The 22,879-nt window shown below is 71.5% G+C and carries 23 protein-coding genes; 10 read left to right on the forward strand and 13 right to left on the reverse strand.

The features are described 5' to 3' along the window. On the forward strand, window positions 1–232 hold a 232-nt coding region (locus ACFWGJ_RS24370; RefSeq protein ID WP_387328136.1), incomplete at its 5' end, for a proprotein convertase P-domain-containing protein. 109 nt (window positions 233–341) lie between these two features. Here the strand turns inward: ACFWGJ_RS24370 and ACFWGJ_RS24375 are convergent. The 3 genes from ACFWGJ_RS24375 to ACFWGJ_RS24385 are packed head-to-tail and all read right to left on the reverse strand — an operon-like array spanning window position 342 to window position 2,624. Continuing rightward, entirely contained in the window at window positions 342–1,313 is a 972-nt protein-coding gene (locus tag ACFWGJ_RS24375; RefSeq protein WP_387328139.1) for an alpha/beta fold hydrolase, read from the reverse strand. Then, window positions 1,313–1,546 carry an acyl carrier protein gene (locus ACFWGJ_RS24380; protein ID WP_210885506.1) on the reverse strand — a complete coding sequence of 78 codons (234 nt, stop codon included), beginning with the start codon at window positions 1,544–1,546 and terminating at the stop codon, window positions 1,313–1,315. The genes ACFWGJ_RS24375 and ACFWGJ_RS24380 overlap by 1 nt, the downstream gene beginning before the upstream one ends. A 37-nt stretch (window positions 1,547–1,583) precedes the next feature. Beyond that, entirely contained in the window at window positions 1,584–2,624 is a 1,041-nt protein-coding gene (locus tag ACFWGJ_RS24385) for a beta-ketoacyl-ACP synthase III (RefSeq protein WP_387328144.1), read from the reverse strand. A 193-nt stretch (window positions 2,625–2,817) separates the two neighbouring features. On the opposite strand from ACFWGJ_RS24385, the gene ACFWGJ_RS24390 reads away from it, so the two are divergent. Next, window positions 2,818–4,092 (forward strand): hypothetical protein, encoded by a 1,275-nt coding sequence (locus ACFWGJ_RS24390; RefSeq protein WP_387328147.1) that lies wholly within the window; start codon window positions 2,818–2,820, stop codon window positions 4,090–4,092. A gap of 58 nt (window positions 4,093–4,150) precedes the next feature. On the opposite strand, the gene ACFWGJ_RS24395 is transcribed toward ACFWGJ_RS24390, so the two are convergent. From ACFWGJ_RS24395 to ACFWGJ_RS24410, 4 genes are all read right to left on the reverse strand, one after another. Then, complete coding sequence (locus tag ACFWGJ_RS24395; protein WP_387328150.1) at window positions 4,151–5,026, reverse strand: HD domain-containing protein; 876 nt, start codon at window positions 5,024–5,026, stop codon at window positions 4,151–4,153. 108 nt (window positions 5,027–5,134) lie between these two features. Then, on the reverse strand, window positions 5,135–5,878 hold the full coding sequence (locus tag ACFWGJ_RS24400; RefSeq protein ID WP_387328153.1) for a TetR/AcrR family transcriptional regulator: 744 nt from the start codon (window positions 5,876–5,878) through the stop codon (window positions 5,135–5,137). 123 nt (window positions 5,879–6,001) lie between these two features. Further along, on the reverse strand, window positions 6,002–7,147 hold the full coding sequence (locus ACFWGJ_RS24405) for an RNA polymerase sigma factor (protein ID WP_387328156.1): 1,146 nt from the start codon (window positions 7,145–7,147) through the stop codon (window positions 6,002–6,004). 6 nt (window positions 7,148–7,153) lie between these two features. Then, window positions 7,154–7,561 (reverse strand): YciI family protein, encoded by a 408-nt coding sequence (locus ACFWGJ_RS24410; protein ID WP_387328159.1) that lies wholly within the window; start codon window positions 7,559–7,561, stop codon window positions 7,154–7,156. A 232-nt stretch (window positions 7,562–7,793) separates the two neighbouring features. Here ACFWGJ_RS24410 and ACFWGJ_RS24415 point away from each other — a divergent pair, with 232 nt between their 5' ends. After that, a complete protein-coding gene (locus tag ACFWGJ_RS24415; RefSeq protein ID WP_387328161.1) occupies window positions 7,794–8,183 on the forward strand; it encodes a VOC family protein in 390 nt (129 codons plus the stop codon). A gap of 218 nt (window positions 8,184–8,401) precedes the next feature. On the opposite strand, the gene ACFWGJ_RS24420 is transcribed toward ACFWGJ_RS24415, so the two are convergent. The 6 genes from ACFWGJ_RS24420 to ACFWGJ_RS24445 all read right to left on the reverse strand — a co-directional run bounded on the left by ACFWGJ_RS24420 (window position 8,402) and on the right by ACFWGJ_RS24445 (window position 13,421). Beyond that, window positions 8,402–8,968, reverse strand: a complete 567-nt coding sequence (locus tag ACFWGJ_RS24420) for a type 1 glutamine amidotransferase domain-containing protein (protein ID WP_387328164.1) — start codon at window positions 8,966–8,968, stop codon at window positions 8,402–8,404. Between the two features lie 96 nt (window positions 8,969–9,064). Further along, entirely contained in the window at window positions 9,065–9,625 is a 561-nt protein-coding gene (dps, locus tag ACFWGJ_RS24425) for a DNA starvation/stationary phase protection protein Dps (RefSeq protein WP_387328167.1), read from the reverse strand. A gap of 70 nt (window positions 9,626–9,695) precedes the next feature. Beyond that, the gene (locus tag ACFWGJ_RS24430) at window positions 9,696–10,529 is read right to left on the reverse strand and encodes a glycosyltransferase (RefSeq protein ID WP_387328170.1); all 834 of its coding nucleotides are present in this window, start codon (window positions 10,527–10,529) and stop codon (window positions 9,696–9,698) included. 68 nt (window positions 10,530–10,597) lie between these two features. Next, window positions 10,598–11,287: an SAM-dependent methyltransferase gene (locus tag ACFWGJ_RS24435; RefSeq protein WP_387328173.1), complete on the reverse strand. Its 690-nt coding sequence runs from the start codon at window positions 11,285–11,287 to the stop codon at window positions 10,598–10,600. Beyond that, a complete protein-coding gene (locus ACFWGJ_RS24440; RefSeq protein WP_387328176.1) occupies window positions 11,284–12,213 on the reverse strand; it encodes a PIG-L deacetylase family protein in 930 nt (309 codons plus the stop codon). The genes ACFWGJ_RS24435 and ACFWGJ_RS24440 overlap by 4 nt, the downstream gene beginning before the upstream one ends. After that, window positions 12,210–13,421, reverse strand: a complete 1,212-nt coding sequence (locus tag ACFWGJ_RS24445) for an acyl-CoA dehydrogenase (protein ID WP_387328179.1) — start codon at window positions 13,419–13,421, stop codon at window positions 12,210–12,212. Before ACFWGJ_RS24445 ends, ACFWGJ_RS24440 begins: the two co-directional genes overlap by 4 nt. A 256-nt stretch (window positions 13,422–13,677) precedes the next feature. On the opposite strand from ACFWGJ_RS24445, the gene ACFWGJ_RS24450 reads away from it, so the two are divergent. The 7 genes from ACFWGJ_RS24450 (at window position 13,678) to ACFWGJ_RS24480 (ending at window position 22,837) form a co-directional block, all read left to right on the forward strand. After that, complete coding sequence (locus tag ACFWGJ_RS24450) at window positions 13,678–14,652, forward strand: formylglycine-generating enzyme family protein (RefSeq protein ID WP_387328182.1); 975 nt, start codon at window positions 13,678–13,680, stop codon at window positions 14,650–14,652. A gap of 208 nt (window positions 14,653–14,860) precedes the next feature. Further along, window positions 14,861–16,129: an ROK family protein gene (locus tag ACFWGJ_RS24455; protein ID WP_387328185.1), complete on the forward strand. Its 1,269-nt coding sequence runs from the start codon at window positions 14,861–14,863 to the stop codon at window positions 16,127–16,129. A gap of 31 nt (window positions 16,130–16,160) precedes the next feature. After that, window positions 16,161–16,979, forward strand: coding sequence for an ABC transporter permease (locus tag ACFWGJ_RS24460; RefSeq protein WP_387328187.1), 819 nt, complete (start codon window positions 16,161–16,163; stop codon window positions 16,977–16,979). Next, window positions 16,976–17,875 (forward strand): ABC transporter ATP-binding protein, encoded by a 900-nt coding sequence (locus ACFWGJ_RS24465; RefSeq protein WP_387328189.1) that lies wholly within the window; start codon window positions 16,976–16,978, stop codon window positions 17,873–17,875. Before ACFWGJ_RS24460 ends, ACFWGJ_RS24465 begins: the two co-directional genes overlap by 4 nt. A gap of 176 nt (window positions 17,876–18,051) precedes the next feature. Continuing rightward, window positions 18,052–19,029, forward strand: coding sequence for an aliphatic sulfonate ABC transporter substrate-binding protein (locus tag ACFWGJ_RS24470; RefSeq protein ID WP_387328192.1), 978 nt, complete (start codon window positions 18,052–18,054; stop codon window positions 19,027–19,029). Continuing rightward, window positions 19,026–20,507, forward strand: coding sequence for a sulfatase-like hydrolase/transferase (locus tag ACFWGJ_RS24475; protein ID WP_387328195.1), 1,482 nt, complete (start codon window positions 19,026–19,028; stop codon window positions 20,505–20,507). The genes ACFWGJ_RS24470 and ACFWGJ_RS24475 overlap by 4 nt, the downstream gene beginning before the upstream one ends. A gap of 11 nt (window positions 20,508–20,518) precedes the next feature. Further along, window positions 20,519–22,837: a family 43 glycosylhydrolase gene (locus ACFWGJ_RS24480; protein WP_387328198.1), complete on the forward strand. Its 2,319-nt coding sequence runs from the start codon at window positions 20,519–20,521 to the stop codon at window positions 22,835–22,837. Window positions 22,838–22,879: the final 42 nt, after the last annotated feature.

The raw sequence follows: 22,879 nt of genomic DNA on the forward strand, positions 1-22,879 counted from the left end.
GTACGTCAACATCGTCCACACCTACCGCGGCGACCTGACGGTCGATCTGGTGGGCCCGGACGGAACCGTGTACTCGCTGCTGAACCGCAGCGGGGGTTCGGCGGACAACGTCGACCAGACCTTCACGGTGAACGCCTCGGCGCAGCCGGTCGACGGCACGTGGAAGCTGCGGGTGCGTGACGTGGCGGCGATCGACGTGGGCTACATCCAGCAGTGGCGCATCACTCCCTGACGCCCGCTGACACCCTGGGCGCCCTCTGACGTCCGGTCGACATGACAGCCCGCCCGCTCGGACCGTGCCATGGTCCGGGCGGGCGGTGCCGTGTGCGGGCCAGCGGCCCCTACCGCCGCACCCCGAGCCGTTCCGGTGCGGTCGTGTAGGGGAGGCCGTCGAGCGGGAGGTCGGTGAGGAAGCGCAGGACCAGGTCCGCGTACTCGGCTTCCCGTTCCAGGTGGACCATGTGGTCGGCGTCGCGGACCAGCAGGAAGGTCGACTCGGCGATGGCGGCTGCCACGGCACGGTTCTCGTCCGGGGTGCTGACGTCGTCGTGCTCGCCGGTGAACACCAGCGCGCGCACCGCGTCGACGGGCTCGGCCGGAAGCGGGTCCGAGGCGAGCAGACGGCGGTGGCAGACGGCGTGGCGGCGGGCCTCGGCCGGGGTGATGCGGGCGAACTGCCGGTGCAGCATCCTTGCCACGGTGGCGGCTTGGGAGACCTGGTCCCGCAGGGCGGTGTTCAGCAGTGTGGCGACGGCGCGGCCCGCGATCTCCTGCGAGCCGGAGTCCGAGAGCGTCCCGTCGATGTCGTCCGCGAGCGCGGCGCGGGCACTCCACACCTGCTCGCAGTCGGAGACCAGACGCGGGTTCATCCGGTGCGTGGCACCCGCCAGGACGAGCCGGGCGACCCGCGCCGGCCGGCTCAGGGCGGCGCGGTAGGCGATCGGCGCGCCGTACGAGGCGCCCAGGAGGTTGATCCGGTCGAAGCCGAGCCGGTCGGCGACCAGCAGCGCGGCCTCGGCGAGCGCGTCGAAGCCCTGCTCGGCGGGCAGATCGTCGGCGGTTCCGACGCCGGGCAGGTCGACGAACACCAGCGGCATGTGGGCGCTGAGCCTGCGCTCCAGCCGGGGCCAGGCGTACATGTCCTGGAGGGCGCCGCCGAGCAGGAGCAGGGGTTCGGTGACCGGGGGCCGGTCCGAGGTGATGACGCGGCAGGTGTAGCGCAGGCCGCGCCATTCCAGGGGTACGAGTTCCTCCCTGGTCTCCTCCGGCGCGGTCCACTCAGGCGCATTCCACACGGAGGGGACGGTCGTCATCACGGCTTCCCGGCGGCTCGGCTCGCGATGAGGTCGGCCAGGGCGTTGACGGTGGGGGCGCACGACAGTTCGTCCTCGGTGAGGAACAGGCCCATGCGGTCCTCCAGTTGCATGGACAGCACGGTCACGGCCATGGAGTCGATGCCGGCGTCGGCCAGGGTGGCGTCGGCGGTGATGGGCGCGGGCGGCAGGCCTGCCTGCGCCGTGAGGATGCCTTTGAGTTCTTCCAGCACGTGCTTCGTTTCCTTACGTTCCTGGGCAGATGGATCTCTACAGCTCCGCGGTGATGCCCGGGGGCCATACGAGGCTGGTGGCGGCCCAGGCGAGCCCGCTGCCGAAAGCGACAACGAGCACGCGGTGCCCAGGTTTCAGCTGCCCCTCGTCCGCGGCGTGGGCGAGCAGCAGCGGGACGGAGGCCGCCGCGGTGTTGCCGACGTGGGCGATGTTCGAGGGCGTGCGCTCGGGCGGGATGCCGAGGGCGTCGGCCACGGAGGCGGCGATGCGCCCGTTGGCCTGGTGGACGATCAGCCGGTCGACCTCGTCGAGCGCCCATCCGGCGGCCTGTGCGGCGTCCCGGGCGGCCTGGCTCATCCGGCGCACCGCGTGCCGGAAGACCTCGTTTCCGCGCATGTGAACGAAGAAGTCGCCGGCGGGCGCGGTGTCCCGCCGGTCGCGTTCACGGGCTCCGCCGGCCGGGATGACGATGGCGTCGGCGAGGGAACCGTCGCTTCCCCAGGCGAAGGATCCGAGGCTGCCGTCCTGTCCCGGGACTCCGGCCTCCAGGACCATGGCTCCCGCGCCGTCGCCGAAGAGCGGGGCCGTCGCGCGGTCCTCGGAGTCGATGATGGCGGACATCGTCTCCGCCCCCACGACGACGACCCTGCGGGCGCTGCCCGCGCTGATGAGGCCGGCGGCGACGGCCGACGCGTAGACGAATCCCGCGCAGCCGGCGGTGACGTCGAAGGCGATCGTGTCGCGCAGGCCGAGCCGGTGGGCGACCGCGGGCGCGGTGGCGGGGCAGTGGTGGTCCGGGGTGGTCGTGGCCAGGACGAGGGCGTCGGCGTCCGTGACCCCGGCCGACCGCATCGCCCGTCGCGCCGCTTCCACGGCCAGGTCTCCCGTGGACACCGCCGGGTCCGCGCGGCGACGTTCCTGGATGCCGATTCTCTCCCGGATCCACGCGTCGCTGCTGTCCAGCCGGGAGCACAGCTCGTCGTTGGTCACGCGGCGGGGTGGCAGATGGGAGCCCACGCCCGTCACCACGGCGGCCGGCCCCTGCGGTTCACGGAGTTCCGCACTCGAAACGTTCATTTACTAAGCGTACTTGAGTGAAGGCGGAGAGTTATCTGCGGGCCCGGCGCCTCATGGGGCGCAAGCGGGGGAAGGTGAGGGACAGGTGAGTCGCAGCGGCCCGCGCAAGGGAGTTCGAACCATCATGAACGGGTTCATATAGGCTGCGTACGCTGCCCTTTGTAGCCTTGTCCTTCCCCGGGAGAGTCTTTCAGTGACCGTAGTGACCGCTCAAACCGAAGCCGCCGTTCCGCCCGTCGACCAGGTGCCCGGACAGGCCGCCGCGGAGACCGGGGAGTTCTGGGTCGAGCCCGGGACGTCCGTCGACGAGGTTCCGGCGGACGGGGCGCGCGAGGAGACTCCGGCCGCCGGGGCGCACGACGAGGCTCCGGCGGAGGAGGCGCACGCCGAGGCCGCTGAAGCCGAGAGCGCTGAAGCCGAGGCCGCTAAAGCCGAGGCCGTTGAAGAGGACGCGCACGCCGAGGTCGCGCCGGAGGACGTGCCCGCCGAGGTCGCGCGGGACGCCCAGGACTTCGGGGCGTACGTGCGGGCAGGCGGCTGGGCGTTCGCGCTGAAGGTGGCGCGCAGCGTGCGGCCCGGCGGCGAGACGCCCGGGGAGACGCGGAAGGTCTCCGCGAAGGCCTTCGCTCAGCTCGCCGGGTGCTCGCCCGAGCGGGTCATGCGGTACTACAAGGCGTGGGACAAGGCGGCCGACGACGGTCTCGTCCCGTACTTCGAGACACTGGCGCCCGGGCAGGACGTGGAGCTGCCGGACTCCGACGTGTGGCACGCGTACTACGTGTCCCGGTCCAGCGCCTCCTCCGAGCGCGGCACGGCGATCACCGCGGCGGCCGAGGCCGAGGGCATCCGTCCGACGAAGGCCCTTGAGGTCGCCGAGAACCCCACCGCGCTGCGGGCGGCGATCCTCGCCGACCCCTCCACGGCGAAGGCGGCCCGCGCGGCGCTCCTCGACCGGCTCCAGGAGGACCCGGCGCTGCAGACGGAGTGGGCCCGTGACATCGCCCGCACCGACGACCTGAAGAAGGCCGTCGCCACCGAGACGCAGGCCGCCAGCCGGATCGGCTATGTCCGCGACATCGTCGAGAACGGCCAGGTCAAGACGCCCGCCGGGCAGACGATCGACGCCCCCGCGGAGCTGCGCGCCGAGGCCGAGCGCCATCTGTCGCTCATCGACGAGCTGGACGAGGACGAGGACACCAGCGAGTGGGCCTCCGAGGCGTTCGACTCGATGAAGGACATCGTCGCCCAGACCATCCAGGCCGACCCCGAACTGCGCCTCCAGGAGCGGCGTACGAAGTTCTACAGCAGCCTGCAGAAGGCGACCAAGGTCTTCGAGGAGCTGACCTTCGACGACGCGGACGACCTCGACACCATCTACGAGGACGACATGCTGCAGCGCCTTGAGGAGCTGCAGGAGGCGATCAGCACCTGCATCACCACCCTGCGCAAGGCGGCCCCGGGCAAGTGAGCGTTCCGCCCTGACGGGGCGGAACCCGGTCGGCCGGCCACGGAGCAGCGGCCGGCCGTCACTCCTCGAACGGTGCGGCGAGCAGGAGATCCTCCACCGTGGGCACCGGGAATTCGGGGAGGTGGCGGCGGCCGACTTCGGCGAAGGGGTGCATGAGTACCGACAGGGGTTTGGTGCGGCACAGCGAAAGAATGGTGTCGAGCGCGTCCCGCTTGAACCCTTCCCTGGGGAAGGCCGCCAGTATTTCCGCAAGGGTGTCGGGTGGAATGCGCTGGAGTTCGTTCCCCGAGAAATCCACTCCCGAGCCCACGGAGACCATCGCGATCTCCGGCCGCTTCCGTGTGGCGATACCGGCGTTGGTGTGCAGGGCGATCGCGTCCCAGACGACCGCCACGCGTTCGGCAGGCATGTGCTGTTCCCGCAGGAACCGCTGTGCGGCGTCGGCGCCGTCGACCTCGAAGCGCTCGTCCGGGGTCTGGTACGCCGTGACCAGCCCGAGGTCGTGCAGGGCGGCGGCGACGAACGCGAGTTCCCTGTCGTAGGTGACGCCGCGCCGGTCGCACAGCAGGGAGCCGAAGAGGTACGTCCTCATGACGTGGTTGTAGAGCGTCTCCGAGGACACGCTCCGCACGAACTGCGCTGTCTTCCGCGCCAGTTCACTGGTGGGGATGCGCACTCCGGCCACGGTCCTCGGCAGGGCGTCCGCACCGGGGGCGGAAGCGTGGGCGCGCGCCGATGGTGCCGCCGCGGCGGCGGGCGGAACGGACACGGCGGTGGCGAGCGCGGAGACCGCGCCGAGCGCGGCGGCACCGGCGCCACGCCCGAGCGCCGTGCGCCGGGTGACGTCTCTTCTTCCGTCGCTCCTGCCGGAATCGCTCGAACGGGAATGACCGGTAAGGGAATTGCTCGTGCCGTCATTGCTCTTGTCGGACATGCGGACAGCCTTCTCGTCGGCGGTTGATGCCACGAGCCTATGGACGGCGCCGCAGGGCGAACAGCGGCGAAAATGCCGGGCAACTCCGGATTCTCGCCAGCGGCGTGGTCAACCGGCCTGTTCCGCCGGGGGAATGCGGCTGTAGATGTCCTTCAGCGTGGTCCGCATCCCCATGCGGAAGATTTCCGCGGGGTGTTCGCCGAGGAACGTGGTGTGCCCGAACACCTCCAGGACGACCAGGCCGTGCATATGGCCCCACGCGCTCATGACGAGTGCGGTCAGGACCGGCGGCAGCGCGTCCTGACCGGTCGGCGGCAACTTGTCCAGATACGCCACGAACGCGGGCGACAGCTCCGAGGCGTCGACCGCGGCCAGTTGAGCCGGGGTGAAGCCGTCGAACATCTCGCGCTCGAAGATCGCGCCCATGCGGCGCACGGCCTGGGTGGTCGCGCCCTCGACGGGAGCCTCGTAGTACCGCAACGGCGTGCCGTACAGGAGCTGGAACCGCTCGGGATGGTCGACCGCCCACCGGCGATACCCCTCGGCCGCGGTCACCACCCGCTCCAGAGGCGAGTCCTCCCGCGAGGCGTCGACGGCGGCCTGGACCGCGTCGCCCAAGGCCTCGTAGGCCTTGGCTATGAGGGCCGTGACCAGTTCGTCCCGGCTCGGGAAGTAGTGGTAGAGCGCCTGCACGGTCATGCCCAGGCTCCGGGCGACGGCACGCAGCGACAGGGCAGCGGGGCCGCTCTCGGCGATCTGGCGTTCGGCCGCACCCAGGATCTCCTGGGTGGCGGTCGCACGACGCCGCTCACGCAGGGAGGGCAGGGCGGACATGTGTTCGTCGACGGGCATGGGGCGACCGTACGACGTCAACTCCGGCCGCGTACGCCGATTTCGAAAACCGAGAGGGAAATCTGACAGTGTCAGATGGACTGCATGCCGCTCAGCAGTTCCCTCACGCCCCGGCCCGATCGCTCAGTCGCGCAGCTCCGCGTTGAGGCGTGCGGCCTGGCGCGTGAGGTGGTCCCGCTCGGGGAGGCTGGGCGCCGACCGGGCGGCCTCGGCGTACAGCCGTGCCGCGGTCACCGGGTCGCCGTCGCGTTCGTGCAGGTAGGCCGCGACGGCCGTGTGGCGGGGCAGCGTGGGGTCGAGCTGTGCCAGGGCGGTCAGGCCGGCGCGCGGGCCGTCGGCCTCGCCCACCGCGACGGCCCGGTTGAGGCGGGCCACCGGGCTGCCGGTCAGGCGTACCAGTTCGTCGTACCACTCGACGATCTGCACCCAGTCGGTCTCCGCGGCGCACCGGGCGTCGGCGTGCAGCGCGGCGACGGCTGCCTGCGCCTGGAACTCGCCCAGCCGGTCGCGGGCGAGGGCCGTCTGGAGAATGCCGACGCCCTCCGCGATCAGCCGGGTGTCCCACAGTCCGCGGTCCTGCTCGGCGAGGGGTACGAGTCTGCCGTCGGCGCCGGTCCGTGCCGGGCGCCGCGCGTGGTGGAGCAGCATGAGCGCGAGCAGGCCCGCGACCTCCTCGTGGTCGGTCCCGGCCGCGAGGTGGCGGGTGAGCCGGATCGCCTCGGCGGCCAGATCGACATCGCCGGAGTAGCCCTCGTTGAAGACCAGATAGAGCACACGCAGGACCGTGGCGACGTCACCGGGCCGGTTGAGGCGGACGTCCGAGACGGTCCGTTTGGCCCGGCTGATCCGCTGGGCCATCGTCGCCTCCGGCACCAGGTAGGCCTGGGCGATCTGCCGTGTGGTCAGGCCGCCGACCGCGCGCAGCGTGAGGGCGACGGCCGAGGCCGGTGTCAGCCTCGGGTGCGCGCACAGGAAGTACAGCTGGAGCGTGTCGTCGGCCGCCTCGCCCGGGCCCGGCAGGGGCTCGCGGTCGACGCGTACCTCCCGGTGCCGTCGGGAGGTGTCGGCGCGGACGGCGTCGAGGAACTTGCGCCAGGCGACGGTGACCAGCCAGCCCTTGGGGTCTCGCGGCGGGTCGTCCGGCCATGTGCGCACGGCCTCGACGAGGGCGTCCTGCACGGCGTCCTCGGCCGCCGCGAAGTCGGCTCCGCGGCGGACGAGGACGGCGAGCACGGCGGGCGTGAGCGTCCGCAGCAGGGACTCGTCCACGGTCCGTCAGTCCGTGATCGTCACGCACGGGGACAGGAACGGCCGTACCTCCAGCCACTCCTGCACCGGCTTGCCGCCGGCGCCCGGTGCCGCGGACAGCTCTCCGGCCACTTCGAGCGCCCGTTCGTAGGTCTCGACGTCGATCACCATCCAGCCGGCGATCAGGTCCTTGGTCTCCGCGAACGGGCCGTCGGTGACCGGTGGCCGGCCCTCGCCGTCGTGGCGCACGAACGTGCCCTCCGACGACAGGGCCTGGCTGTCGACGAACTCGCCGCTGCCTTCGAGGCGTGCCGCGAAGTCGCTCATGTACCGCGCGTGGGCCGAGACCTCCTCCGGCGTCCACTGGTCCATCGGCACGTCGTTGAGGGGCGCCGGCCCGCCCCGGTAGTGCTTGAGCAGCAAGTACTTGGCCATCGTGTTCTCCCTGGTGCGGTACGGCCCCTGGTGGCCGCGTTCACTGCGAGGACGGAGCAGCCCACGGGTTCTCGACATCCCCCCGGAAAATTCTCGCCCCTGTTTCGGGGCACCGCGGAAGAAGGCTCCAACCGGCCGCCGGCCCGGCGGGTGCCGTGCGCCGGGGCGGCTCGCCCTGTCCGGGGATGGTCTGTCGCACTCGTCGGCCGGGCCGTGGTGGGACGATGGGGCCATGGCGGACTCAGCGACGCAGATCAACGCCCTCATCATCGACGCCACCGACCCCGAACGGCTGGCCGCGTTCTGGTCCGAGGTGCTGGACAGGCCGGTGGTGGGCCGTACGGGTCCCTATGTGTGGCTGCGCCGGGAGAGGGGGCTCGGCATGGGATTCCAGCGGACCTCCGAACCCAGGACGGGCAAGAACCGGATGCACTTCGACATCACCGCCGCCGATCCGGCCGTCGAGCAGCGGCGGATCGAGACGCTCGGCGGCCGCAGGCTGGAGCAGTACGCCGACGGCGGGTTCCTGGTGATGGCGGACCCCGAGGGCAACGAGTTCTGCGTCCTGCCCGACGGGCCGTTCGAGCTCGACGACGAGGGCCGCGCGCACTATCTCGACTGACCGGCGCCTCTCCGCCGTACGGCGGATCAGGCCCGCCGCCGACGGCGCCGCGGCGAGCCCGCGACGGAAGCGACCACCGCCCCTGACCCCGTACGCGGTACGCCCCGTGGTTCCTGCCCGAGCGGGCGGGGACCACGGGGCGTGTACCGGGCCGACAGGTGGCTGGGGGCTGTCGGGCCGATGGCTGTGGGTGGGGTCGGCGTACCGCCGGGTGGGGCTCAGGAGCCGACCAGGGCCTTGCCGACAGCGGCCACGAATGCGTCGAGGTCCTTCGGCGTCCGCGAGGTGACCAGGGTGTAGCCGCTCGCGCTGTCGCTCACGACCTCCTCGTCCACCCATTCCTTGGCACCCGCGTTGCGGATGTCGGTGCGCACGGAGAGGAACGACGTCAGCGTCTTGCCGTTCAGGACGTCGGCCTCCACCAGGGCCCAGGGACCGTGGCAGATGGCGGCGATGGGGCGACCCGACGACGCGAACGCCTTGACCGTCTCCAAGGCCTTGCTCTGCAGCCGGAGCTGGTCGGCGTTGATGGTGCCCCCGGGGAGCAGCAGCAGTTCGTACGCGGCGGCGTCCAGCGCGTCGAGCGTCGTGGTGGGGTCCACCGTCTCTCCGGGGTCCTTGTCACCCACCAGCGTCTCGATGGGATCCGAGCTCACGGCTGCGACGGTGACGTCCGCCCCGTTCTCCCGGAGCCGGCGGACCGGCACCACCAGCTCGTCCTGCTCAACTCCGTAGTTGGTGACGAGCACCAGGACCCGGTGACCGTTGAGCGGCTTCTCGGACATCTTGGTGAGCCTTTCTCTCGCTGCGATGCGGCGCGGTGTGTCCGCGTGCTGTGTCTGCGTGATGCGTCGGCGTGATACGTCTGCGTGGCGGGTCCGTCAGGACTTGGAGGCCTTCTCGGCGGCGCCTGCCTCGGTGGTGGCGTCGGCCGTGCTGAGGGTGCCGCCCGCGGTCTCCAGGTGCGCCCGTACGAACCACTGGAACTGCTCCAGGTCCCGCAGCTGCTCGATCAGCAGGTCCTCGGTGGCGGGGTCGAGGTCGCCCGCTGTCTCGACCGCGGAGCGCACGTCCTGGATCAGGCCCGTGTAGACGACGTCGAGCGCGCCGAGGTGGGCGATGGCGTCCGCCCGCTCCACGCTGTAGTCCTTCCACGTACGCTCCTCGACCAGCGTGCCGGGAGTGCCGTGGGCGACGCCGCCGAGGGCCGCGAGGCGCTCCGCGACATCGTCGGCCATGTCCCGTACGCGGTCGACCTGGGGGTCGAGCATCTCGTGGACGGCGATGAAGTGCGGCCCCACCACGTTCCAGTGGACGTGCTTGAGCGTGAGGTGGAGATCGTTGAGGGCATGCAGCCGCAGTTGCAGCAGGTCGATGAGCGTGGAGGCGTTCTCCACCGTGAGGCCCGGGACGGTGTAGCGGGGGGTGGCCTGAGAAGCCATGTCCATGTCTCCTGTCTCGTGCATTCTGTACATTTCGCACGACTCGTGCAGTGCGCACATCGCGTACGGCTCATAGGTTGCGTACGGGTATGTCTCGTACTGATTTGCCCCCTCCCGGTACCCCTGGTGCGCAAACGCAATCCACCCCGGCCTCATCCGCACCGATGGGCGCGGCGTTCGGCTCCGCGGTGGGGCACAGGGAGGCGAGGAGGTCCGCGAGTCCTCCGGGGGCCCTGCCCCGCAGGCGCGCGGCCGTGTGCACGGGGTGCCGGTCCGTGCGGGCGACACGGTGGCCCGTCGAGACCAGGCGGGCCGCGAGGTCGCGGTCCTCGCCCGTGGGCAGCGGGGCGAAGCCGCCCACCCGCAGATAGGCCGCGGCGGACACGCCCAGGTTCGCGCCGTGGACGTGCGGGTGCTGCCACGCTCCCCCTGCCCCGTGGAACCGGCGGGTGCGGAAGTAGGCGGCGTCGTGGCGGGCCACCAGGAGGGGATCGGCCGCGGCGGGGGCGAGCCGGATGGTGCCCAGGACCGCGTCGTGGCCCTCCCCCGCCCGGGCGACCTGGTGGGCGAGCCAGGCCGGGGGCACGGTGGTGTCGGCGTCGGTCATGGCCAGCCACACGCCCCGGCCGGCGTCGGCCAGCAGTTCCAGCGCCCGGTCGACGCCGGCCGCCCGCGCGACTCCGACATTGCGGCTGCGGGTCTCCACGACATGGGCTCCCGCACGGGCGGCCAGCCGCGCTGTCGCGTCCGTGCAGGCGTCCGCGACGACCACGATCACCACCGGCAGCGGTGCCACCTGGGCGGCGGCCACGCGCAGACTGCGCAGACAGGCGGCGATACGGCGTTCCTCGTCGTGCGCGGGAACGACGACGGCCACGGCGGAGGGCCGCGTACGGGTCGCCATACGAGACGTCGTACGAGGCTTGATACGAGGCTTGGTACGCGCCCTCGTACGGGCCTTGGTGCGAGACCTCACGCCAGACCTTCCGCGCGGGCAGCAGAGAGCGCCTGTCCCGGGCCCCGGCCGCGCTCGTGGACGGTGAGGGTGAAGTCGGGATCGTCGTAGCGCGCCAGCGGTCGCAGGCCGCTCAGGCTGTCGAGGTGGCCGGCGATGTCGCGGCCCGCGCAGGTGTGCTCGGCGACCGGGTGGTTCCAGTGCACGGTGACGAGGTGACCGCCCTCGTCCAGGCTCTCCACGCTCTGCCGGACCAGCCGCGTACGGGTGTCGGTGTCGAAGTAGTAGAGGAGTTCCGACAGCACCACGAGGTCGAAGGGCTCCTCGGGCCACTCCTCTGGCACGGTCATCCGTCGCGCCGTGACGTGGTCCAGGCCCGCGGTGCGCCGAGCGGTGGACTCGACGGCCGAGGCGATGCGGTCGGTTGCGAGCAGGCGCTCGCAGCGGGCGGCCAGCAGCTCGGTCAGCACGCCCACCGAACAGCCCGGCTCGAAGGCCCGCGCGTAACGGGGGCGGGGCAGCGCCGCCACCGTCAGGGTGTATTTGCGCCGGTCGTACCAGCGCTCACCGAGGTGCCAGGGGTCGGCGGCCCGGGCGTACTGGTCGTCGAAGTAGCGCGCGGGGGTGTTCGCCGAGGTGTTCGCGCGGGTTGTCCCCGGAGCCGCGGCCCCGGCGGTGCCGGCGTCGGTGTCCGCGGGCGCGTTCACCGGATCACCGTCTCGAAGGTGCGGGTGTGGTGGGCGATCTCCGCCGTCGGCAGCACCGGCGGGATGCCCGCGCCTCGCGGTTCCAGCTGGCTGGTGAAGCGTGCCAGGGCCGCCTTCTTGCGCTCGATCACCGGCTCGGGGAGAGGCAGAACGGCGGCCCGGTGCCAGGGCACGCGGCGGTCGTCGGGGCGGGCCCAGTGCCACATCCACACCGGGTAGGACCACACCGGCGTGGAGCCGGCCCGGCCCGCGCGCCGAGCGGCGCGGCCTGCGGCCTCGTGGTCGCTGTGCAGGTCGTCCTCCCACGGGGCCACGCACAGGGCCGCTCCGACGGTGTCCAGGAGTTCGCCGATCACGGCACGGGCCGCGTTCTCGTGCTCGGGCTCGCCGAGGGCGGTGTCGGGCAGGCCCGCGTACACCGGGTCGGGCAGTGTGCCCAGCTCTCGCAGCGCCGCGGACAGTTCGCCTCGGCGCCGGGCGGCCAGCCGCGTCCGCGCGGCGGGCGTACCGGGGCCGTGCGAGGCTTCCCCGTCGCTCAGGCACACGGTGTGGACCTCCACACCCGCCTGGAGGAGGGCGGCGATCGTGCCGCCGAAGCCCAGGACCTCGTCGTCGGGGTGGGCGGCCACCACGACGACGGGGCCCGCCGGGAGGGCCAGGCGCGGCAGGCGGTCCGGCAGGCGCGCGTCCTGCCAGTCGGCCTCGTCGGTGCCTCGCGCGTCGATCGCGGCGGCGGCTGCCTGCCTGGTCGCGGCGGCGGCCTTCTCGCGGGCGGCCAGGTCGCCGGCCGTCACGTCGCCGGCCGTCGCGTCGTCGGCCGTCACGTCGTCGGCCGTCACGTCGTCGAGGGGCAGACCGTCGACGGTCTGTTGCTCGGCGGGCAGCTCGTCGACGGTCAGCCCGTCGGCCGTCTGCGGCGAGCTCATCGCGCCGCCTCCGCCGCGGTGATCGTAGGGTCCGCGTTGGCCGCGGTGGCCGCGTTGGCCGCGTTGGCCACGTTGGCCACGTTGGCCACGTTGGCCACGTTGGCCACGTTGGCCACGTTGGCCACGTTGGCCACGTTGGCCGCAGGATCCGTGGAGGCCGCGGGGCCCGTGGCGGCCAAGGGGTTCGTGACGTTCGCGGAGTCCGTGGTGGCCGACGCGGCCGGGAAGTCCGTGGTGGCCAGGCGGCCCAGTTCGGCGAGGTTCGACTCGGCGTGGTGCTGGCGCACGTAGACCGTCAGGTCCGCCACCGCGCGGGCGTGCCGTTCGTCGCGGCACAGCGGCCCGGCGCCCGTGGCACGTCCGACGTGTTCCAGAACCTCCGTGCACACCTTTTCGGCCAGGGCCCGCACCCGCAGGCTGCGTACCCGCGCTTCCTCGCGTACGTCGAAGGGGTCGGCGTCGATGGCGTCGCCCGCCTGGCGCAGCACGGTGTCGGCGGTGTGCAGCAGCATGTCGACCGCTCCGAGGTGCGCGGCCGCGTGGCCGTTCAGCTGCCCCGCCGCCGCGCGCCCGTACAGCGGCGCGGCGACCGCGTGCGCACCACCGAGCCAGCAGGCCGCCACCCCGATTCCCCCGTGCTGGAAACCGGGGCGCAGCATGTACCCGTCCACCTCGCCGACGGCTCGCGCGGGCACGTCGGTGAAGGACATGTCCAGGCTGTCGCTGCCGGCCATGCCGATCGCCGGCCAGGTTCCTTCCACGGCCCGTGCGCCCGGGTGGTCCAGGGCGACGGCGAACAGCCGGTAGCCGTCGTCGGCGTCCGCGGTGACCAGGGCGTGGGTGCAGCTGCGGGCTCCCGAGCAGTAGGGCTTGACGCCGCTGATCCGCCACCCCCGGTCGCTGCGGGTGGCGTGCACACCGGGGCCCGGCGGGCGCGCGGCCCACACTCCCCACCGCTCCTTTTCGGTGGGCAGGGAGTCGTCCAGTTCGTGCAGGATCGCCGCCGCGTCCAGGTGTCCTTCCGCGAGCCGCGCAAGGGACAGGTCCCGGCGCCCCAGCGCGCTCAGGACGGCGAAACGATGAGCCGTCGACCGGCCCGGCAGAGGCACACCGGAGGCCTCGCGCTCGACGAATTGGGCGAAGAGATGCGCCGTCCGCAGCTCCGGGGAGCGCACGGGGTCGGTCACTTCGGGGGGCGTGGCGTTCACGCGGGCCTCCTGCACTTTGTCCGTCTGAAACGCTTCGTCCCGATTGCCCAGCACGTCTGTCGACAAACGCCCGGAAGATGACTCGACAGCGCACCTGGATGGCCTGTATAGCCCAGCATCAGGCAGCGCCAGGACCCCTGCCACTTCGCGCGGTCCGAGGCGCTTTCCCGGGCCACGACCTGGACGGAGACCGCGATGATCGACTCCTTCCGGGTGCCGTAGCCTCGAACGGAGATCACTTCAAGAGGGAGGCCGGGTGGACGAGGCGGAGTCCAGGAGCTGTTGCGCGCCCTCGGTCGACCGGGGCACGCCAGGACTCTCGCTCGGTGCCACGGTCCACGCCTCGGCGGACCGCGCGGTGGACGAGGCGCGGGACCGGGACCGTCAGGCGAGCGTGCTGCTGAGCGGCGGTTCCTTCCTGATGGGGACCCGGGACACGGACGGCTTCCCCGACGACGGCGAGGGACCGGTGCGCGAGGTCGTCCTCTCGCCCTTCCGGATCGACGCCCATGCCGTGACCAACGACCGGTTCGCCCGCTTCGCCGAGGCGACCGGTCATGTCACGGAGGCGGAGCGCTTCGGCTGGTCGTTCGTCTTCGCCGGATTCCTGCCCGCCGCCCTGCGGCGGGGCGCGGCCCGGCCGCCTCAGACGCCCTGGTGGTGCGGGGTCGAGGGCGCGACCTGGCGGACTCCGGAGGGGCCGGGCAGTTCGGTGGCCGGCCGCGGCGACCACCCGGTGGTGCACCTCTCCTGGAACGACGCCGCGGCCTACTGCCGTTGGGCCGGGGCACGGCTGCCCACCGAGGCCGAGTGGGAGTACGCGGCGCGGGGCGGTCTGGTGCAGAACCGCTACCCGTGGGGGGACGAGCTGACGCCGGGGGGTGAGCACCGCTGCAACATCTGGCAGGGGCACTTCCCGACCAAGAACACCGCCGAGGACGGCTACCGGGGGACGGCGCCGGTGGACGCGTACGAGCCCAACGGGCACGGGCTGTTCAACATGTCCGGGAACGTGTGGGAGTGGTGCGCCGACCGGTGGGGCACGCGGCACACCGAGCGCCCGCGCACCGACCCGAAGGGCCCGTCGCAGGGCACCTCCCGTGTCATGCGCGGTGGCTCGTACCTCTGCCACAGCTCGTACTGCAACCGCTACCGCGTCGCCGCCCGTACGGCCAACACGCCCGACAGCAGTACGGGCAACCTCGGCTTCCGCTGTGCGTGGGACGCCTGAGGGACCCTTTCCGGGGTCCCTCCGAGTACGGTCGGCCCTCGCTCGGTGACCGCAACATTGCAGCCTCATGAAACGTGACCGCCTCGCAGGACGGCTTCCAACAGCACGCTGACCTGCACGTTCATGGCCGTACGGAGCTTGACCCCGCGCGCACTGATTTATTCCGGACTGTTGACGTAAAAGGAGCCGAGTCCGCATCCTGTGCCGCATGGCACACGACCACGAGGGTCCCCTGGCACGGCTGCGCCGTGGTCACGAGGAACTCGTCCTGCGGCAGATGCGCACCCACGGCCCGCTCAACAGGGCCGAGCTGGGGCGGCTGACAGGGCTGTCCCGTACGACCCTGTACGACATCGTGTCCGCCCTGGTGGACAGCGGAGCCGTCGTGGCCACGGCGCCCGCCCCCGCCGAGCGCCGCCGCGGCCGGCCGGTCGAGACCCTGACCCTCCACCGGGACGCGGGCCACGCCATCGGCATCGACTTCGCACGGCGTGCGGTGCACGTCGCTGCGGTCAACGTCGCCCACGAGGTGATCGGTTCCGCGAGCGCGGCGCACGGCGCGGGTCTGTCCTGGGAGAAGCGGGTCGACCTCGCCGCACGGCTGGTCGGCGGGCTCGCCGGGGGCACCCTGCGTCTCGGGGCGCTCAGCGGCATCGGGGTGGGCGTGGTCGGCCCGGTGCACGACGCGCCGGCGACCGGCGCCTCCCCCGGCAGCGGCATGGCCACCGGAACCCCGGCCGCCGGCACCGCTACCACCACCGGCACCCGCGCCGCCGAACGACCCGGCGATCCCGCGGCCGGCGCACCCCGGCCCCACGAGGACCTGCCGGTACTGCTGCGCAAGCGTTTCGGCGTACCCGTGCTGCTGGACAACAACACCCGGCTGGCGGCGCTGGCCGAGGCGACGTGGGGAGCGGCGGCCGGTGTGCAGGACGTGCTGTATCTGCGGCTGTCGCACGGCGTCGGCGGAGGGCTGGTCGTCGGCGGCGCCCTGCACCGGGGTGCCCGTGGACTGTCCGGCGAGTTCGGCCACATCACGGCCGAACCGGACGGGCGCCGATGTTCGTGCGGCAAGGACGGCTGCCTGGAGACGGTCGCCTCGATCGGCGCCGTCCTCGACGCCCATCCCGGCGCCGGTGATCTGGACGGCTTCCTCGCGGCGCTGCCCACGGACCCGGCCGCTCGCCGTGTGCTGGACGGAGTCGGTACCCGGGTGGGGACCGTCCTCGCGGCCGTGTGCAACGCGGTCGGCCCCCATGTCACGGTGCTCGGCGGCGAACTCGCCGAGGCCGGACCCGCTCTCTTCGAGCCCGTCGAACGCGCCCTGTCCGCCCATCTGATGCCGGTCTCCCGGCCGGACATCGATCTGCGTCCTGCCACGCTCGGCGAGGTGGGCGGCGCGCTCGGCGCCATCGCGCTGGTCCTGCACGACTCCCCCCTGCTCACCCGCTATCACACACCGAATTCCGTGGAGTGACCGTGACCGTCCCCGTACCGCCGAGGTCGCCATGACCGTGCTCATCGCACCCGACGAGCGCCCCGAGAAGACGCCCGCCACGTCCGGCCGGCGGCGCCGGCCCCGGACCGTGCCCTCGTTCGTGCTCAACCTGGCGGCACTCGCCTTGGGCATCGCCGTGTGGGCCGGGGCCACCTCGGCCCATCTGGTCGACGTGCCGGGGCCCCTGTCGGTCGGCTCCCGCGCCCTGGACATGGCGGGCGACGGCACACTCGGCGAGGACGCGCTGGCGAGCCTGCGCCGGGTCTTCCTCGGCTTCGCCCTGGGCACCCTGCTCGCCGTGCCCGTCGGGTTCCTGATGGGCTGGTACCCGCTGGCCCGCGGTCTGCTCGAACCGTACGTGCAGTTCTTCCGGACCGTGCCACCGCTGGCGATCATCCCCCTCGCCATCGTGACCATGGGCATCGGTGAGACGCCCAAGGTCTTCGTCATCTTCCTGGCGGCGTTCCTGTCCAGTGTGGTCGCCGCGTTCCAGGGGGTGATAGGCGTGGACAGCACGCTCGTCAACGCGGCCCGCGTGCTGGGCGCCAAGGACCGCGTGATCTTCCTCAAGGTGGTCGTTCCGGCCGCCACCCCGTTCCTGCTCGTCGGTATGCGCATCGGACTCGGGGCCTCCTGGGCCACGGTCGTCGCGGCCGAACTCATCGCCGCGGACAAGGGCCTCGGCTACGAGATGATGCACGCGCAGACCTACTACGACCTGCCGACGATCTTCGTCGGGTTGATCAGCATCGGGGTCATCGGTCTGGTGATGGACCGGCTGCTGCTGCGCGCGGAACGCCATCTGACGGCCTGGCAGGAGCGGCGATGAAACCCTCACTCGGTAAGTCGGACGCGTCCGACGCGTCCAACGCCTCCGGCGCGGTCATCACGGCCGACGCGGTCAACGCGGCCGACGCGGTCAACGCGGCTGACGCGGCCGACGCCAAGATCTCCTTCCGGGGCGCCGGCAAGACGTTCCCCTTGAAGCAGGGGGAGTTCACCGCCCTGGACGCGGTGTCGCTCGACATCGCCGACCGCGAGTTCGTCACGGTCGTCGGGCCCTCGGGCTGCGGCAAGTCGACACTGCTGAACCTGGCGGCCGGGCTCGCCGAACCGACCACCGGGCAGGTCCTGGTCGACGGAGCCGTCGTGACGGGGCCCGGCCCCGAGCGCGGTGTCATCTTCCAGCAGTACGCGCTCTTCCCCTGGCTCACCGTGCGCGGCAATGTCGAGTTCGGGCTCAAGCTCACGTCCCTGTCCGCCGCCGAGCGGCGCCGCAAGGCCGACCATGCCATCGAGCTCGTCGGGCTCACCGACTTCGCCGACGCGCTGCCCAAGACGCTGTCCGGTGGCATGAAGCAGCGCTGTGCGATCGCCCGGGCCTATGCCGTCGACCCTGAAGTCCTGCTGATGGACGAGCCGTTCGGTGCGCTGGACGCGCTCACGCGGGTGCAGATGCAGGACCAGCTGCTGGACACGTGGACGCAGGAACGGCGGACCGTTCTCTTCGTCACGCATGACGTCGACGAGGCGGTCTATCTGGCGCGGCGTGTCGTGGTGATGGCGGCTCGGCCGGGGCGTGTTCATCGGGTCGTCGAGGTGGATCTGCCCTATCCGCGGACGGAGGAGTTGCGGCTGTCCCCCGAATTCGCTCGCATCCGCAACGAGGTCTGGCATGCGGTGTATCACCAGGAACCGGTGGGCTCGGTGGCCCCGGTGACCTGACCGACTGTCGGCTGCGAATTTCCGCGCCCCCGCCGCCCCTACCCTCCCCGTCACTGCATGGGGCTGCGCCCCTCGCCCCCGTAATCGCGCTTCGCGCTCGTCCTCAAACGCCGGACGGGCTGGAAGTAGACGCCAGCGGGCTCAAAGCAACGAAACGAAACGAAAGGCTCAGCGTCATGAGCATGTCCCGTCGCACCCTCCTCACCTCGCTCTCCGCCACAGCACTCGCACTCTCCGTGTCCTCCTGCTCCTCGGACGACGGCGACAGCGGTGGCGGGACCAGGATCCGGTTCGGGTACATCGCCGACTACAACGGGGCCAGTCTGCTGGCCATCGCCGACGACCAGGGGTTGTGGAAGAAGCACGGCCTGTCCGCCTCGTACAAGACCTTCGTCAATGGGCCCATTCAGATCCAGGCGCTGGGCAGTGGGGATCTCGACTACGGGTACATCGGTCCCGGTGCGCTGTGGCTGCCCGCCTCGGGGAAGGCGCGGGTGGTCGCGATCGACACGCTGACCTATGCGGACCGTGTGATCGCCAAGCCCGGGATCACCTCGATCGCCGGGCTGAAGGGGAAGAAGGTCGGCGTGCCGGAAGGGACGTCCGGCGAGATGATCCTCCAACTCGCCCTGCGTGAGGCCGGGATGACGATGGACGACATCAAGAAGGTCGCCATGGACGCGCCGACCATCGTCTCGGCGTTCTCCTCCGGGCAGATCGACGGGGCCGGGATCAACTATCCGCTCATCGACACCATCAAGCAGAAGGTGCCGGACCTGGTCGAGGTGGCGAGCACCAAGGACATCGGGGGTTCGTTCCCCACGGCGTTCGTTACCGGCGGGAAGAAGGGGCCCGCCGAGGCGAAGGTCGTCAAGGTGCTCCAGGAGGCCAACGACTGGCGTGCCGCGCACCCCGAGGAGTCGGTGAAGCTCACCGCCGCGCTGCTGAAGCTGCCGGAGGACAAGGTGAAGGCGGACGCGAGTCACGTCGAGACGCTGACGACCGCCGAACTCGTCGCGAAGACGAAGGACGGCACGGTCGGCGAGTGGCTGGACGGCATGAGCGACTTCTTCGTGAGCACCGGCCAGTTGAAGAAGGCCCCGGCCGCGACCTCGTTCTACGCGGGCGACGTCTACACGAAGGCCGCCGCGTGAACCTCCTCTTCCTGATGACCGACCAGCACCGCGTGGACACGCTGGGCTGTTACGGCAATCCGCATGTCGCCACCCCGAACCTGGACCGGCTCGCCGCCACCGGCACGCGCTTCGACCGCTTCTACACGCCCACTGCGATCTGCACCCCGGCCCGGGCCAGTCTGCTCACCGGTCAGGCCCCCTTCCGGCACAAGCTGCTCGCCAACCACGAGCGCAACGTCGGCTATCTGGAGGACCTGGCCGAGGACGCCTTCACCTTCCCCGCCGCGCTCGCCGAACGCGACTATCAGCTGGGCCTGGTCGGCAAGTGGCATGTGGGCACCCATCGCAACGCCGCCTCCTACGGCTTCGAGGGGCCGGACCTGCCGGGCTGGCACAACCCCGTCGACCACCCCGACTACCTCGCCTATCTCAAGGAACGGGACCTCCCGCCGTACCGCATCACCGATCCGGTGCGCGGGACCACTCCCAACGGCAACCCGGGCAACCTGCTCGCCGCGCGCCTCCAGCAGCCGGTGGAGGCGACCTTCGAGTACTACCTGGCGACCCGCGCCATCGAACTCCTGGAGAAGTACGCGGCCGACGGCCGCCCCTTCTACCTGGCCACCCACTTCTTCGGCCCGCATCTGCCGTATCTGCTGCCGGACTCCTACTACGACCTCTACGACCCGGAACTCGTCGAACTGCCCGCCTCGATCGCGGAGACCTTCGAGGGCAAACCGCCCGTGCAGCGCAACTACAGCGCGCACTGGACCTTCGACACCATGCCGCTCGACGTCACCCGCAAACTCATCGCCGTGTACTGGGGTTACGTCACCCTCGTCGACGAGCAGATCGGCCGCATCCTCACCCGGCTCGACGAACTCGGCCTGGAAGACGACACCTCGGTGTTCTTCACCGCCGACCACGGCGAGTTCACCGGCGCCCACCGGCTGCACGACAAGGGTCCGGCGATGTACGAGGACATCTACCGCATCCCCGGAATCGTTCGCGTGCCGGGCCAACAGCCGCAGGAGCGAGGGGAGTTCGCCAGTCTCACCGACTGCACGGCGACCATCCTGGAACTTGCGGGCTGCGACCCGGAACCGGCCACCGACAGCCGCAGTCTGCTGCCGCTGGTGCGCGGCGAACACCCCGAGTGGCCCGAGGAGTTGCTCGCCGAGTTCCACGGCCACCACTTCCCCTACCCTCAGCGCATGCTGCGCGACGACCGCTACAAGCTGGTCGTCAATCCCGACTCGGTCAACGAGCTGTACGACCTCGAAAGCGACCCGCACGAGCTGACCAACCGCTACCCGGACCCCGAACTGGAGTCCGTGCGACGGCGTCTGATGCGGCGTCTGTACGACCTGCTGCGGGAGCGCGGCGACAACTTCCACCACTGGATGACGTCCATGTACGACATCGGCACCTCCGACTACGACCCGACCCTGAGCTCCTTCGAATCCCCTTCGAGCAGTGAGGTCTCACCCCCGTGAACCGAATGAGAGTGAACCGAAGAGCGGGTCGCACCGCGCAGGTCGTCACCGCACTCGCCGGCCTCCTGCTCGCGGTCCTCCCGCCCGCCGGGACCGCCAGTGCCTCCCCCGCACGGGCGTCCACGTACACCAATCCGGTGACGGCCGGCACGGTCGACACCTTCCCCGATCCGGCGGTGATCCGCGGCAAGGACGGCTTCTGGTACGCCTACGGCACCCAGAACCCCGTCTTCCAGACCCAGGGCCAGACCGCCGAACGCATGCTGCCGATCCTGAGGTCGGCCGACCTCACCCACTGGACGTACGCGGGCGAGGTGTTCACCCCGCGGACCCAGCCGGCCTGGCACGGCGGCTCCCGGCTGTGGGCACCCGACATCCGGTACACGGACGGCCACTACAACCTCTTCTACTCGGTGCCGAACCAGGACACCGTCGGGGTGGCCACCGCGCCCACGCCGACCGGGCCCTGGACCGACGCGGGCGCCGTGCTCCCGGCGGACAGCGGCTGTGCGACCGGTGACATCGACCAGGCGCAGTTCACCGACGTGGGCGGACAGCCGTACCTGTACTGGGGCAGCTACGACACGATCTGCGTGGCGCGCATGAACGGTGACCGGACCCGGATCGAGGGCACGGTCACCGAGGTCGCCCAGGGCCGCCGTATGGAGGGCGGTTTCGTCGTCCGCCGCGACGGTTTCTACTACCTCTTCTACTCGGACGCGGGCTGCTGCGACGGCGCGTACAGCGGCTATCAGGTCAAGGTGGGCCGCTCCACCAGTCCGACCGGGCCCTTCACCGACGACCGCGGTGTGGACCTGATGTCCCCCGTCAGCAAGGGCGGCATCGTCGTCGGTTCCAGCGACCGCTGGATCGGGCCCGGCCACAACGCGCTGCAGACCGACCTGGCCGGGCAGGACTGGCTCGTCTACCACGCGATACCCGCCGACGACCCCGACCTGGACCTCGTACCGGGCATCGACCGCACCCTCAGCAGGCGTCCGATGCTGGTCGACCGCCTCGACTGGATCGACGGCTGGCCCGTCGTCCGGGCCGGCGCCGGCCCTTCCTCCGACGGCACCGAGGTACCCGTCACCGCCTGGAAGACGGGCAGCACCTTCAACGACGGCTCGCCGGCCGGCTGGCAGGCACAGGGCTCCGGTACGAAGGCCTGGGCGACGGCCACCGAGCAGGACCCCGGCACCTTCGTCACCCACTCCGGCAGCGCCACCGACCCGGCCTTCCTCGTCTCCTCGGACAACGCTCCCGCCCGGGTACGCGCCGAAGCCGATCTCCGGGTCACCTCGGCGGGCGGGTCGGCCGGTCTGGTCCTCGCCTACAAGAACCCCGCGAACCATGTCGTGGCCTGGCTCGACCGAACCCGCAACGCCCTGGTCACCGACGTACGGGTGAACGGTGTCAGCGCCGGGCAGCAAGTCACCGCGCTCCCCTCCGGCTACCAGTGGGACGCCTGGCGCAACGTGGCGGCCGAGCTGCGCGGCAACCGACTCACCGTCGAGGTGAGCGCGGACCGGCTGCACGACGCCGTCGCCGTCCAGACCCGTACCGTACCGGCGGCTGCCGCGCGGGCCGGGAAGGTCGGCACCGCCGCCCTCGGGGACGGAGCGACCGCCGACAACGTGGGCGCCGTGAAGCTGTACGAGCCGGTCACACGGCGAGTGGACGATCCCCGGCCGGGCACGCGACTGCGCGCCTACAGCGACGAGTTCGACTCCGCGACACTGTCCTCCGACTGGTCCTGGGTCCGCGGTCCGGCCGCCGGTGCGACGACCGGCGAGGGCGTCCTGTCCTGGCCGACGCAGAACGCCGAACTGCATCTCGGCACGAACACCGCGTCGGTCCTCACCCGCCCCGCGCCGTCCGGTGACTTCACGGTCGAGACCAAGCTCGATCTGGCGAACGGTCCGGGCAATCAGCAGGCCGGGCTGGTGCTGTACGGGAGCGACGACCGGTACTTCAAGCTGGTCCACTCGGTGCTGCCGGTGAGCCACACCGACGGGAAGGTCACCCATGTGACCGAGTTCGCGAAGGAGGGCGCCCGGCCCACGACCACACCGCCGACCGCCGTGGCCTACGGCCCGATGTTCGGCGGACCGCCCGCCCGGACGCTCTGGATGCGGCTGGCGTACCACGCCGACAAGGCGGGCGGCGAACACGAGGTACGGGCCGCCACCAGCACCGACGGCGTGCACTGGACATGGACCGGCGTGTGGGCCCTGCCGGACGAGCAGCCGCTGCGGATCGGCCTGGTGTCGCTCAACACGGCCGGTGCGACGGCCCGCTTCGACTACGTGCGCACCTATCGAGGCTGACACAGCGGCTGACACGGCAGTGGTCCGCACCCCGTATTCCCG

The sequence above is a fragment of the Streptomyces sp. NPDC060205 genome (assembly GCF_042728395.1).
Lineage (GTDB): Bacteria > Actinomycetota > Actinomycetes > Streptomycetales > Streptomycetaceae > Streptomyces.

What these genes read in the sequence shown, in the direction of transcription:
- ACFWGJ_RS24375 (WP_387328139.1), bottom strand. Translation starts at nt 1,313, where the DNA reads ATGACGACCGTCCCCTCCGTGTGGAATGCGCCTGAGTGGACCGCGCCG.
- ACFWGJ_RS24385 (WP_387328144.1), bottom strand. Translation starts at nt 2,624, where the DNA reads ATGAACGTTTCGAGTGCGGAACTCCGTGAACCGCAGGGGCCGGCCGCC.
- ACFWGJ_RS24395 (WP_387328150.1), bottom strand. Translation starts at nt 5,026, where the DNA reads ATGTCCGACAAGAGCAATGACGGCACGAGCAATTCCCTTACCGGTCAT.
- ACFWGJ_RS24400 (WP_387328153.1), bottom strand. Translation starts at nt 5,878, where the DNA reads ATGCCCGTCGACGAACACATGTCCGCCCTGCCCTCCCTGCGTGAGCGG.
- ACFWGJ_RS24410 (WP_387328159.1), bottom strand. Translation starts at nt 7,561, where the DNA reads ATGGCCAAGTACTTGCTGCTCAAGCACTACCGGGGCGGGCCGGCGCCC.
- ACFWGJ_RS24415 (WP_387328161.1), top strand. Translation starts at nt 7,794, where the DNA reads ATGGCGGACTCAGCGACGCAGATCAACGCCCTCATCATCGACGCCACC.
- ACFWGJ_RS24420 (WP_387328164.1), bottom strand. Translation starts at nt 8,968, where the DNA reads ATGTCCGAGAAGCCGCTCAACGGTCACCGGGTCCTGGTGCTCGTCACC.
- dps (WP_387328167.1), bottom strand. Translation starts at nt 9,625, where the DNA reads ATGGCTTCTCAGGCCACCCCCCGCTACACCGTCCCGGGCCTCACGGTG.
- ACFWGJ_RS24430 (WP_387328170.1), bottom strand. Translation starts at nt 10,529, where the DNA reads ATGGCGACCCGTACGCGGCCCTCCGCCGTGGCCGTCGTCGTTCCCGCG.
- ACFWGJ_RS24440 (WP_387328176.1), bottom strand. Translation starts at nt 12,213, where the DNA reads ATGAGCTCGCCGCAGACGGCCGACGGGCTGACCGTCGACGAGCTGCCC.
- ACFWGJ_RS24455 (WP_387328185.1), top strand. Translation starts at nt 14,861, where the DNA reads ATGGCACACGACCACGAGGGTCCCCTGGCACGGCTGCGCCGTGGTCAC.
- ACFWGJ_RS24460 (WP_387328187.1), top strand. Translation starts at nt 16,161, where the DNA reads ATGACCGTGCTCATCGCACCCGACGAGCGCCCCGAGAAGACGCCCGCC.
- ACFWGJ_RS24465 (WP_387328189.1), top strand. Translation starts at nt 16,976, where the DNA reads ATGAAACCCTCACTCGGTAAGTCGGACGCGTCCGACGCGTCCAACGCC.
- ACFWGJ_RS24470 (WP_387328192.1), top strand. Translation starts at nt 18,052, where the DNA reads ATGAGCATGTCCCGTCGCACCCTCCTCACCTCGCTCTCCGCCACAGCA.